We start from the raw sequence: 12,696 nt of genomic DNA, 5'->3' as shown, positions 1-12,696 counted from the left end.
ATAAGTCGGTGCTATAAACACCGTGCAATAATCACTGTTGAAAGAGACTTCTATGCATAACCCTCGTCGTCTAGCGATGCCGCTTTCCGCCGCTCTTGTGGCGGTGCTCGCATTGAGCGCCTGCTCCTCCTCGGTGAGCAGTGTGGCACCTTCGTCTTCCGCCGCCAGCTCGTCGAGTGCGAGCGCGTCTGCCTCGGAAACCGCATCGCCTAGTGCGTCAGCTTCCAGCAGCACCAGTGCCTCGGCTTCGGCAAGTTCGAGCGCTACCTCAAAAGCTTTGACCGATGATAATAAGGCCGGTAAGCCGCGGCCGACCTCGACATACGGAGACCCCTACCCTGGAGCGACAGTGCATGAGGACGGTTCATGGGAGTATAAGAGCGAGAGCTATACCATGACCACCAAAGCCGACGGCACCTGGGAGTGGACTAATAATAAAGGTGATAAAGCTAATCTGAATGCCGACGGCACCTGGGAAAGTTTTGACGCACAACGGAACGAGCGAGTTCACGTAAACCCCGATGGCAGCTGGATTCGAGTACGCGAGAGCGGCGATACGGATCTGACTAAAGGTGCTAGGGGCATGGAGGTTAAGGCCGATGGAACGTGGCGCAGCGTAGATTCGTACTCTACCCTTTACGGAACTGCCGACGGCAAGGTCTACCAAGAGAAACCAGGCCAAGAGAAACGCGAAGTTGGGAAAGAGCTTACCCCTACGACGGTTCCTGTAAACCCGATTGCATATGCTGAAGGCGGCGTAGGCGGCAATAGCGTTGTTCCTCTCAAACCGCGTACCCCGCTTAAACCAGGGGAGAAGGCTCAGTAACCCCGAACTTCTCTCTGTAGATTATGGTGGCGCATCCAGATTGTATGGTTGGATGCGCCACCTTTTTTGTGTCTAAAACACCCTTCTGCCTGGAGCTTTGCTGGAAGAAATATGGGAACGTACTCTATATTCGCTGAGTGTTGGAAGAAAGCGTGGGGTGTTAGCGGTATCGGGTCTGTTCAAGAACCATAGACTGAGGGCAAAGGTATTTTTAAACACCGCATAGACTACATAGCCGTAAGGAAACTTCCGATGAAGAATGATAATCACACTCGAGTATTTGGTCCCCTATCTGCCGGATGCGCCCTCATGCTGGCACTCAGTGCTTGCTCGACCTCTGTACAAGGAATCGGTTCGGAAGATTCTACTCATGGCGGTTCCGGCGCATCCTCTTCAGCTTCTGCAACGTCGCATGAGAAACAGATCGTGGGGCTTACTGACGATAATAAGGCCGGTACATCGCGCCCGCGCTCTGATCAGAAGCCTTTGGATTCAACGAAGAAGGTAAAGCTCAAGGACGACGGTTCGTGGACTGTCGAAGAAGATAACAATGGACGCACGGAATCGGTTTCGGTTAACGCCGATGGCACATTCCAGGTGAAGAATAAAAATTCGGAAGATTCTACGGAAGAATTTACCCTCAACGCCGATGGGTCCTGGGAGAAAATCGAAAAAGGTTCTTCCAGTGAACAAAAAACTCACGTTAATGCTGACGGCACGTGGACCATCGAGAAAAAATATGGGAGTGAGGAATCCCCAGAAAAAGCTGAGATGCGTTCCGACGGCAGCTGGGAATCTACCGAAAGGGCGAACGCGGTTATAACGGGAAAACCTGACGGTACGGCAATCAAAAAGAACACGAAGTTGGGGGAGGAGAAACCTCTTACGCCGCTAGAGTGGAAGATGGTCACAACCCCGAAAGATCATGATGAAGGCTCGATCGCCGATACCTATAAACTTGATGAGATCGTCCCTGAAAACGGTGTTATTCCGCTCAAGCCTCGTAAGTCTCTGCCCTTGGGAATGCCTGTTAAAGAGGCTGTTCCTGGAACCGATGAGTATAAGCATGCTACCGCCGAACTTGAGGGCATACTCCTGACGGATGAGAACAAAGCGGGCAAACCCCGACCACGTTCAGAGAGGAAAATCGATGATGATGCTATCGTCAGCCCGAATGGGGCATGGACTTGGCTGAGTAAAGGTTCAGCCATACGTGTTTCTGAAGACGGTACGTGGGATCAGAAGGACTCCGCAGAAACTGGCCGTGAAGGAAGTTCGCAGTTGTTCGCGGATGGTTCCTGGGAATCTAAAATAAAAATGGGCGATGGAGAAAACTTTGTTCACGTGAACCCCGATGGTAGTTGGACTTCAAAGGATTCCTTCCGAACGGTAGAGGTAAAAGCTGACGGGACGTGGCGCACCCAAACTGAGTACGACACCAAGTACAGCACCTCAGACGGTAAAGTCTTTCGGGAGAGTTCGGGTCGAAAGACCGAGCTCCCTTCGGGAGGACATGAAGTAAGCCATATTCAAGTTCCCCATGAACCGAGCCTCTCCTATTTAGAGGACGGCCCCGGCGGCGGAGGCGTTATTCCGTTGAAACCGCGTAAACCTCTTCAACCCGGTCAGCAAGCTGTGTCTTAAGGAAATTTTCGATGAAAAACACTAAGTTCACCCGCATCGTCGTTCCTCTTTCCACTGGATGCGCCCTCATGCTCGCGCTCAGCGCCTGTATGACTGTGGAACGAGCTCAGCCGAGTAAATCTGAGGGATCTTCCCCTGTCTCCTCTATATCTTCCTCTGCATCATCTTCTGCCTCACCCGAGTCTTCTTCCGCTTCCCCCACGACGAACCCAACAGAGGAGAAACAGAAGAATGAAGAACAGAGTCATGAGAAACAGATTGTGGGGCTTACTGACGATAATAAGGCTGGTAAACCCCGCCCGCGCGCTGAACAGAAGTCTCAGAGCTCGTTAGGAAAGAATGTAAAACTCAAGGACGACGGTTCGTGGACTGTTGAAGAAGGCAGCGGCCAGGATAAATTATCAGTTGTAGTTAATGTCGATGGTACATTCCATGTAAAGCGTGGAACGGGGTCTGACATATATCACGAAATGACGATTAACGCAGATGGATCTTGGGAGAGGATTGAAAAAGTTTCTTCTTCACAGACAAAAACTCGCGTTAATGCTGACGGCACGTGGAGTGTCGAGCGTAAGAGCGATTCATCTTCCCCAGACAATGTTGAGGCACATGCCGATGGCACGTGGAAGTCTAGCGGATACTCGGATAAGGTCATCACAGGAAACCCTGACGGTACAGCCGTGGAAAAGAATACAGAAACCGGGGAGGAAAAATCTATCACACATGGGGCGCAGAGTGGGGTTATAACTCCTAGGGAATACATGAATAGTATGTACGATATGGGGTTATATATTCCTCAAAATGGTGTTATTCCCCTGAAACCGCGTACGGCTCTGCCTTTGGGAATGCCTGTTAAAGAGGCTGTTCCTGGAACCGATGAGTATAAGCATGCTACCGCCGAACTTGAGGGCATACTCCTGACGGATGAGAACAAAGCGGGCAAACCCCGACCACGTTCAGAAAAAGACCCCTTCTTCGGTATGGCTAAGGTCAATCCGGATGGTTCGTGGAGCTGGGAATCGCGCGATGGTGACACGACAATACATGTTGCAGCAGACGGCACGTGGACGCAGAAAGATTCTGATAACTCCGGTAATTATGATAAAACTACTGTGTTGTATGCTGACGGTTCATGGGAAATCAAAAATAATACACGCAGCGACGGGGAAGATATTATTCACGTAAACCCTGACGGAAGTTGGCAGAGAAAAGACCGGGACCGAACAGAAGAAGTAAAATCTGATGGCACCTGGCGTACTCAAAACGCCTATGAAACTGTATACAGCACTCCGGACGGCAAAGTATATCGGGAATCGTCATCACGTAAGAGCGAGGTATCTTCGGTAGATAAAGAACGGTATATTTACGTTCCTCCTCAACCAGATTTACTGATTGGTGGAGGTGATGGTCCCGGCGGGGGAGGGGTCATTCCGTTGACCCCGCGTCAGCCTCTGCAGCCCGGTCAGCAGGCTGTGTCTTAACGGAAAATGTTTGTGAAGAAGGTAGAGGGTGGCGCATCCAGATTGTATGGCTGGATGCGCCACCCTTTTGCGCACATCATCAAGGGCTCGGAGTTAAATAATATTTGCCTGAGAGTTAAATAATGATTCTGCACCCTTCAAAAAATTCCCTGGAATATAAGGGTAAAAATGGGTATTGGGTTAAATAATGGTTTGCGGGCTGTTAAATAATGGGCGCTAGAAGGTGTTCGTAGAAGGGTACCTGCGTTTGGTTCCTATGACCGGCAGAAGCGTGTCTTCGGTGGCGAAGACCTGAGGCGGGGTATATTTAATTCTGTAACTTCCCTCATAGTCACCGATAAGGACTTTTAATGCGTAGACTTTCTCTATTTTCTTTGGGCACTGCTCTGGTTTTTGCCCTGGGTGCGTGTTCATCAGGAACCGCATCTTCATTCAATAATTCCTCACCCCAAAGCTCGCATGCTGCGGCATCATCCTCCGGCTCGAACACCTCGTCTGCTGGGCAGCAGATTGAAGTATCTGAACTTTTGGAGCACCCGGAAAAGGCACGGGGTCTTGATTTTATGCGGGACGTTAAGTTTCCAATCACCTGCCCGAGCCACGAATCCGGCAAAAACCCAGACCTTGAAGCACTCAAGAAAAAGAGTATCAGCGAAAAAGAGATAGCACTGACTGACGATAACAAAGCAGGTAAGCCCCGCCCCAGATCCACCGAATCTGTGGACAGCAAAGATAAGAAATGGACCACTGTCAACGAATCCGATGGGTCATGGATCTACGATAAGCGCGGCGATGAACATGGGGAAGTCAAAGCTGATGGAACCTGGACCATGAAAACAAAGAGTCACAGCGCAGAACTGCATGCTGACGGTTCCTGGCAGGAAATCACCGAAGCTAATTACGGGTATGGAACCCGACAAGAAACATACGTTAACGCGGACGGCACCTATCGGTATATTAAAGACCGGGAAGTAAAAGTCATGACCTGCTCTAACGGCTCATGGATTGAAATATTTCCCCAAGAGATACGGGTGGGCGACCGGGATAAAGAAATACTCACCGAGATCACTGATCGAGGAGAGATTCGGGATGAAGACTTCTCGGATGCCCAAACAGCCACGCCATCCCGTGTTAACGGATATGGCTCTCCCGGCGGCGGCGGTGTTGTGCCGCTTCAGGCTCGTACAGTAGTACCAAGCGGTATTCGCCTCTAAATAATTCCTCATAATGTGGGTGACGTGGATTAACGCGCGTCACCCACTTTTGTGGGCATCCTTGTACTGGCGGGTTAGGAATACTGTGTGCAGGCTGTGTGCGGGGCATGTATATTTTATGTTCTGCTCGAAAAGCAGCCGCTAAACCTACACAGGCGTTTAAATACCGCTACCCTTAACACTATGAGCAGCAAAGCAACCGAAATCGCTAAAAACCTGCCGACCCTCGAACATCCAGACGGCAGCCCCATTCGTGCCCTAGTGGTCGATGATGAGGAGATGCTCAAAGAACTCGTCAGCATGGGCCTGAAGATGATCGGGTGGGAGGTGCAGTCGGCTGGTGATGGACCCGCAGCCTTAGCTATTGCCCGCGATTGGCGCCCCGATGTGCTGGTGCTTGATATTATGATGCCCGGTTTCGACGGCCTGGAACTGTTGGACCGCATCCGGAAGTTTTATCCCGAAGTGCCTTGCCTTTTCTTGACCGCGAAAGATTCGGTGGATAACCGCATCGAAGGACTTGCCGCCGGTGCCGACGACTATGTGACCAAGCCGTTTTCGATGGAAGAGGTTATGATTCGTCTGCACCGACTGGTGCAGCGTTCGGGTGTTGCCGCTATTGACGATGCTGAACTCGTTGTGGGGGATTTGGTGCTCAACCAAGATACCCGCGAAGTTACCCGTGGAGGTGAACCTATCGCTCTCACGGCAACCCAATTCGACCTGCTGCGGTATCTGATGGAAAATGCGAAGCGCGTGGTCTCTAAAAGCCAGATTTTGGATAATGTCTGGAATTACGATTTTGGTGGTCAGGCGAATATTGTGGAACTTTATATTTCGTATCTACGGAAGAAAATTGATGTGGGTCGTGAACCTATGATCCATACGGTACGCGGTGCTGGCTATGTAATTCGACCGGCAGTTTAAGCCTCTGATTATGTAAAACACCTAGTCAAGGTGTATATATTCTTATATTCCGATTTAGTAATATATCCTGGAAGGGGTGAAGTCTGTGACCATTGTGGAAGCTCCCAGTGTTCCCGAGACACAGCCCCCACAGGGTAGTCGAAAAAAACGGGATAAAACCGCCATACGCCCAATGCCGCATCTGCGCAGGCGGCTTATTCTTATTCTTGTTTCGGCTCTAGGAATTGCCTGTTTTATTACCAGTGTCTCAACCTATGCCACACTGCAGAACTCTCTGCGGGCGCAAATTGGCAGTACCCTCAAAGAAACTGCGAATCGCGCTGCCAATCCCAATAATTCTCCCAGTGGTCATGGTTTTGAATGCCTCGATAAATCTAATCCGAAAAACCCTCTTTATACGCCGGGCCAGGGTGCCGGAACCATTAATCTTTGCGTCGATCGACAGGGTGAATATAAATTCTCGGGGTATTTGAGTGCCGACGGCAGTATCAAGGAGCTCAGTGACAAAGACCGCGCGACTCTGAATGCTCTTCGAGGCACTGCAAATCAAGATAGCCAGCTTACCGAAGTGGACCTTGACGTTGGTAAATACATGGTGAAGGTTTCCTCACCAGGGCCTTCTTCAGACGCGCTTATCACCGGTGTGCCGCTGGGGGCAATGTATCAGACCCTTACCATGCTCTCTATCACAATGGGTATTGGGTCGGTTGCCGTGATGATCGGTACCGGCTTTTTGGGTTCGTTCGTAATTCGCAGAACGATGAAGCCCTTAGAGCGTGTCTCCGGTGTGGCGACTGAGGTGGCGCGCCTCAATCTGGAATCTGACACTATTGCTCCCGAAGTGCGTGTGACCCCCAAGGATGCGAACCCCCGCACTGAAGTGGGGTCTGTGGGGTATGCGCTCAATCAGCTTCTTGATAACGTGAGTTCGGCTCTTGACGTGCGTGAACGTACCGAAAAGCAGATACGTGCCTTCATTGCGGATGCATCCCATGAGCTGCGCACCCCGCTGGCTGCCATTAAGGGCTATTCCGATATGCTGCGGTGGACGGAGCCTCTCGCCGACGGCGGGCAGTCCTCGCTTGCACGCATCGATTCGCAGACCGAACGAATGTCGCGTCTTGTGGAAGACCTGCTGTTGCTGGCGCGCCTGGATGAAGGGCGTGAACCGAAGTTTGAGAACATCGACCTAACCGAGCTGCTTGTCGAGAGCGTTTCGGATATGCAGGCGGCGGCACGCGACCATATCTGGCGCATGGATGTGCCGGATGAACCGGTTGAGATGATCGCGGATCGCTCGCAGATTCAGCAGGTTATTTTGAATCTGCTCTCTAATGCGCGCAAACATACGGATGAAGGTACGACCGTTATTGCCGGGCTGCGGGTATCTGCGGATCGGCGTGAAGCGCTTATGACCATTGTGGATAATGGTCCCGGAATTGACCCAGAGTTTGCGCCCAAGATTTTTGACCGGTTCGCGCGGGCAGACAAGGCGCGTTCGGGTTCTGACGGGACGACTGGCCTTGGGTTGGCAATCGTGCAGGCGATCGTGCAGGTACACGGCGGGCTGATTTCTGTGCGAAGTCGCCCCGGACGAACCGAATTTTCGGTACGTCTTCCGCTTATCCGGCAGGGGGTTTCGGTCTCATAGACCGCTTGATTTGGGGCTTTCTGGCGAGCAGAGACTTTTCAAACAATATGCACTGAGTGCAGAAATATGTCTGAGTTCACACAAAAAATAGTTGCACTTGGTGCAATATTGCACTTAGTGTAATAACTGTGTGTATTGCCCAAAAGATTGTAGATAAACGCTCCGTGCGTAAAGCCGAGAACCGCATCGCCATTATGGATGCGGCAGAAAAACTTGTGCTCGCAGGCGGTCTTAAGGCACTCACGGCGGATGCGCTCGCCAAAGAATCCAGTGTATCCAGGCGTACCATCTTCAACCATTTTTCCTCGGTTGAAGCCGTCGTCGTTGAACGCCTGAACGAGTATCTGCGCCGTATTTTTGAGGTCATCCCCGACTTTTGCACCCCCAGAGGAGCGCATCCCGAGCGGGATATGCTCAACGGTGTGCGTGCCGCATTCACCACCGAACGCCTTGCCGAGCACGTAGAACCCCACGCTCGGCTGCTGTTCGCCCTTCACGACTACGCTCTCGATAATAAGTTCAATGAGTACAGCTCAACCTCCTATTTGAACTCCATTGAGATGGTCATTGACAAGCTGTGGCAGGAGAGACAGGACATACCGCGGATGCGCATCGCAATCTTCGGGAACCTCATTGCCTCTGCCATCTGCGAGGGAATCGCGGCCTCCTTCTACGACGCCGAAGGTAACCCACAGCCGCCCGAAAATGCCGAAAAAATGCGGAAAAACATAAAACACTGTCTTGACTATGTCGAAGAGCTAATCGACGGCAAATACGCACACCATTACTCAACCGATACAGAGACATTTGAGGAGAACCATAGTGGCTAAGTGGCTATATTCCATAGGTAGCTTTGCCGCACGCAGGGCGTGGGCGGTTATTGCTATCTGGGTGCTTGTTATTGCCGGTGTTGCCGGTAGCTATAGCGCATTCCACGGGCAGCTGAAGACCACCCTTACGATGCCCGGAACCGAAACCCAGCGTCTTACCGACGAGCTTGCTCAGCGATTCCCTGATGCTAACCGTGGCACCGGGCAGATTATCGTTAAAACTGGTGATGGTTCAGCTATTACTGAGGAACAGAAACAGGCATTTGTAGATGAGCTGAATAGTCTTAAAGGAGATATTTCAGCTGTTGACGGTGTTCTTGATCCTTTTGCTACTGAACAGCAGATAGCTGATGGTAAGAAACAGCTTGAAGAGAGTAAGCCTCAACTGGAGGCAGCACCACAACAAATTGCCGACGGTAAGAAACAGCTTGAAGACGGCCAGAAGCAACTGGATGATGGTAAGGCGCAACTTGAAGGAGCACAAAAACAACTCGATGAAGCACGTGAACAAGCTCAAGCATCTGGCGCTTTGGAATCAATGCGTGAGCAGCTGGGCTCACAACAGGGACAGCTGGATGCGCAGCGGACCCAGATAAACGAAACTCAAAAAGAGCTGGATGGTAAAGCCTCTGAGCTAGCAGAAGCTGAAAAGAACCTTCCTAATCAGCAAGAAGAATTTGCTCGTAAGTCTGCGCTCCTTGATTTAATGAGCGGCGCTCGTATGGTTTCTGAAGATGGGTCTACCGCAGCCGCCGGAGTCTTCTTTAAAATGCAAAATTCGGAGATTCCCCAGGCTGAAAAAGATAAACTGATGGAAAAGGTCCGTGCTGCGGATTTAAAGGGGCTTGTCGTTAACTTTGACCAACGCATTGCTGAATCTCCCGATGTTGGTATGGGTATTGGTGAGATCATCGGTATTGCAGTGGCACTCATTACGCTTATCGTTATGCTCGGTACTCTTATTGCCGCCGGGCTACCTATCATCATGGCGCTGGTGGGCGTAATTATAGGTATTCTGGGAACCCTTTCATTCTCCACCCTAGTCGATATGAGCTCAACCACCTATATGCTGGGCATGATGCTTGGTCTTGCGGTGGGCATCGACTACTCGCTGTTTATCCTCAACAGGCACCGGTCTAACCTGATGGACGGCATGCCGCTGCGGAAATCTATTGCGATTGCTAACGGCACCAGCGGTAACGCGGTGGTATTTGCGGGCGCAACCGTGATTATCGCCCTGCTCGCTCTGAATGTCACCGGCATCCCCTTCCTAGGGTACATGGGCGACGCTGCGGCACTGTGCGTATTCGTGGCCGTGTTGATTTCGGTGACCTTAACCCCCCGCTATGCTCTCGCTGATCGGTCGCAAGGTCATGTCGAAGAAGGCATGGGCATCCGTCAATACTCCCGAGAAGATCACCGCACATCACGCCGAGAAGGAAAAGCGCGAGGCTACTCCACACGGTTGGCTGCGCATCGTGCTCGCTAAACCTGTGGTTACCATTCTGCTCTGTGTGGCGGCACTGGGGGCTATCGCTATTCCCATGGGTCAGATGCGCATGGGTCTTCCCTCAGCAGAAAGTTCTCCGGTTGAGAGCACTGAGTATCAGGCATACCAGATTGTTAAGGATAAATTTGGTGAAGGTCTGAGTGGTCCTGTGGTTGCAGTGGCACATACTCCTGCTGGGATGACAGATGCTCAGGTTGAACAGGCACAGGTTGATATTGCTCGTGCAATTCAGGCGAAAGATCCTGAAAATGTAAAGACAGCAGTTCCTATGGGGCAAACTGATGATCACACCCTGCAGATATTCCAAGTGATCCCCAAACATGGGCCGAGCTCGGTTGAAACCGTGAACTTGGTTGAGCAGCTGCGCCAGGTGGACGTCAATGTGCAGGGCACCGATGTGCGTCTGGGCGTGACCGGACTGACTGGCGGCAACATCGATATCTCCAATACACTGGCGCAAAAATTGCCGCTGTATTTGGCAGTCGTCATGGGCCTTTCGTTTATCGTGCTGATTCTCGTGTTCCGTTCGATTCTGGTGCCGCTGGTTGCTTCGATCGGGTTCCTCTTCTCGATTCTGGCAAGCTTCGGTGCCGTGGTTGCGGTTTACCAGATGGGCTTCATGGGGTCTCTCTTCGGGGTGCACGATCCCGGCCCGATCCTGGCGTTCCTGCCCACCCTGATGATCGGTATCCTCTTCGGCCTGGCGATGGACTACCAGGTGTTCCTGGTCTCCGGCATGCGTGAAGCATATGTGCACGGTAAAGACGCGAAGACCGCCGTCGTCGCTGGGTACAACCATGCGGTACGTGTGGTGGTTGCCGCGATGATCATCATGATCTCGGTGTTCGGCGGGTTTATCTTCGCCGAATCTTCAATGATTCGCCCCATCGGCTTCGGTCTTGCCTTCGGTGTGCTGGTTGATGCCTTCGTGGTTCGCATGACTATAACACCAGCGATTATGTCTCTATTGGGAGAGAAGGCATGGTGGATGCCGAAGTGGCTCGATAAGCTCGTTCCGAATATGGATGTGGAAGGCGCAACCCTTCTGGAAGAGCTGGAGCATAAAGACTCGACTAAAACCAGCGGTATTGCTGATTTAACTAGTGATATCGATGCATCAAACATTGAGACTCCCTGGGCGAAGAAGAAAACTGAATAACCGCTAGCTGATACCGCATACCGCGCGAGCAGGTCGTATTGTGCCGAGCAGGTAGGAAAATCCTACCTTGTCGGAGCAAAAAAAGACCTGCTCGCGCTTTTTAGGTGATGAGCGGTAGGCTACATAAACGTGCCCATTAACGTCTTTGTACTTCCGTGGTCTAAGGTGAAAGTAGGGGATCGCCGCGAGAACACGAGTTCTCACCCCGAGCGCATCGAAGGGGCGCACCGCACGATGGCAGAAAGACGAACGCTCGCCGCATACTTGAACCGCATACCCGCGCCGTTGCTGGTTTTCTTAGGAGGAGGCATAGGTGCCTTCTGTCGCATCCACACACCCGGCGGGGTGCTTGCTGCGAACCTGATCGGATCCTTCACCCTGGGGCTTCTGACTGCCCTGTGGGCATCGCACGCCCGCATACACGGTGAGGATGCGGTGCGCCCGTTCCGTTTCTTATTCGGTGCTGGCATGATGGGTGGATACACCACCTACTCGTCCATCGCGGCGGTTACCTCGCAGGCGGTATTTATTAATTACACGGTGCACGGGTGGTACGTTCTGCTCAGTCTTGCCGTGCTCTTTATCGGCGGTTTAGCGGCCGCAGGGTTGGGTCTTTTCATGGGCGGAAAAATTGCCGCCCGCTGGGAGGCACGCCATGCCAGCGCTCGGGAGGACTCATCGTGTTCTCGCTAACGGTCTTTCTGCTCGGCGGTTTAGGGGCAATGACCAGGTATTTTCTCGACGTCAAAATGTCGCCTCGTCTGCGCACCGAGCGCTCCATCATCAGCCCCGTATTCGTGATTAACCTGGTGGGGTCATTTCTCTACGGACTGTTGATTATGCCGGTCGCCAACCCGAACGCGCTCGATATTCACTACGGTGCCTCTGGATCCGTTATCTTCTGGTGCACCGCCGTCACCACCGGCCTGCTCGGCGGGTTCACCACCTTCTCCACCGCGATGGTCGAAGCGCTTACGGCACGCCGCGAAGGCAAACGGGCCAAATTCCTGATGCTCTGGCTCGTGCAGGTTATCGGGGCAGTTCTCGCGGCGCTCGCGGGCACGCTCTGCTTCGTTTTGCTGCTGGGGGACGACGTAGCACCCATCATCCCTATCGATATTTTCTTCTAGAGAATCAGAATTTTGAGTAGAATCTTTCTACTTAGCATGCTATAAACTCCTGTGCAGGCTGACTCCAGATATCTGAAGAAGTTCCACCTCATAGAAACTCTTGGTTTAGTAACTCACTAAACAAATAGGTAGAGGTCAACCAGTAGAGTAACTGATACATACTGTGGTGCATGAGCTATTTTAATGAGAAAGATACCCCAGATAAATAGCTAACTCTTTCTTTATGTATAATCCTCTATTTTGCTCAGTATACCTATCCTGCATATTGTTCAATTTTGGTAAAATATAAATTTTACGTATAAAATATTTAAAATATTTATTTTC

11 protein-coding genes are annotated in these 12,696 nt (G+C 51.7%); all 11 read left to right on the top strand.

Annotated elements, in window-relative coordinates; translation table 11 throughout:
* The first annotated feature begins 52 nt into the window (after positions 1-52).
* The 11 genes from HMPREF0733_RS04115 (at position 53) to HMPREF0733_RS04065 (ending at position 12,372) form a co-directional block, all read left to right on the top strand.
* Complete coding sequence (locus HMPREF0733_RS04115) at positions 53-826, top strand: hypothetical protein (RefSeq protein WP_013398125.1); 774 nt, start codon at positions 53-55, stop codon at positions 824-826.
* A 252-nt stretch (positions 827-1,078) separates the two neighbouring features.
* Positions 1,079-2,470, top strand: coding sequence for a hypothetical protein (locus HMPREF0733_RS04110; protein WP_041321639.1), 1,392 nt, complete (start codon positions 1,079-1,081; stop codon positions 2,468-2,470).
* Positions 2,471-2,481: 11 nt separating this feature from the next.
* Entirely contained in the window at positions 2,482-3,951 is a 1,470-nt protein-coding gene (locus tag HMPREF0733_RS04105) for a hypothetical protein (protein ID WP_013398123.1), read from the top strand.
* A gap of 350 nt (positions 3,952-4,301) precedes the next feature.
* Positions 4,302-5,165 carry a hypothetical protein gene (locus HMPREF0733_RS04100; protein ID WP_013398122.1) on the top strand — a complete coding sequence of 288 codons (864 nt, stop codon included), beginning with the start codon at positions 4,302-4,304 and terminating at the stop codon, positions 5,163-5,165.
* A gap of 183 nt (positions 5,166-5,348) precedes the next feature.
* Positions 5,349-6,092: a response regulator transcription factor gene (locus HMPREF0733_RS04095; protein ID WP_004005894.1), complete on the top strand. Its 744-nt coding sequence runs from the start codon at positions 5,349-5,351 to the stop codon at positions 6,090-6,092.
* A gap of 85 nt (positions 6,093-6,177) precedes the next feature.
* Complete coding sequence (locus HMPREF0733_RS04090) at positions 6,178-7,743, top strand: sensor histidine kinase (RefSeq protein ID WP_013398120.1); 1,566 nt, start codon at positions 6,178-6,180, stop codon at positions 7,741-7,743.
* 128 nt (positions 7,744-7,871) lie between these two features.
* On the top strand, positions 7,872-8,573 hold the full coding sequence (locus HMPREF0733_RS04085) for a TetR/AcrR family transcriptional regulator (RefSeq protein ID WP_013398119.1): 702 nt from the start codon (positions 7,872-7,874) through the stop codon (positions 8,571-8,573).
* On the top strand, positions 8,566-10,062 hold the full coding sequence (locus HMPREF0733_RS11375; protein WP_013398118.1) for an MMPL family transporter: 1,497 nt from the start codon (positions 8,566-8,568) through the stop codon (positions 10,060-10,062). Before HMPREF0733_RS04085 ends, HMPREF0733_RS11375 begins: the two co-directional genes overlap by 8 nt.
* Positions 9,947-11,242, top strand: coding sequence for an MMPL family transporter (locus HMPREF0733_RS11370; protein ID WP_244864839.1), 1,296 nt, complete (start codon positions 9,947-9,949; stop codon positions 11,240-11,242). The genes HMPREF0733_RS11375 and HMPREF0733_RS11370 overlap by 116 nt, the downstream gene beginning before the upstream one ends.
* Positions 11,243-11,371: 129 nt before the next feature.
* On the top strand, positions 11,372-11,935 hold the full coding sequence (locus HMPREF0733_RS10735; protein WP_013398116.1) for a fluoride efflux transporter FluC: 564 nt from the start codon (positions 11,372-11,374) through the stop codon (positions 11,933-11,935).
* Positions 11,923-12,372, top strand: a complete 450-nt coding sequence (locus tag HMPREF0733_RS04065) for a fluoride efflux transporter FluC (RefSeq protein ID WP_013398115.1) — start codon at positions 11,923-11,925, stop codon at positions 12,370-12,372. The genes HMPREF0733_RS10735 and HMPREF0733_RS04065 overlap by 13 nt, the downstream gene beginning before the upstream one ends.
* The last annotated feature ends 324 nt before the right edge of the window (positions 12,373-12,696 follow it).

The organism is Rothia dentocariosa ATCC 17931 (assembly GCF_000164695.2).
GTDB classification, from domain to species: domain Bacteria; phylum Actinomycetota; class Actinomycetes; order Actinomycetales; family Micrococcaceae; genus Rothia; species Rothia dentocariosa.
The sequence above is the reverse complement of the archived record's forward strand: the minus strand, read 5'-3'. Positions and strand labels throughout refer to the sequence as shown.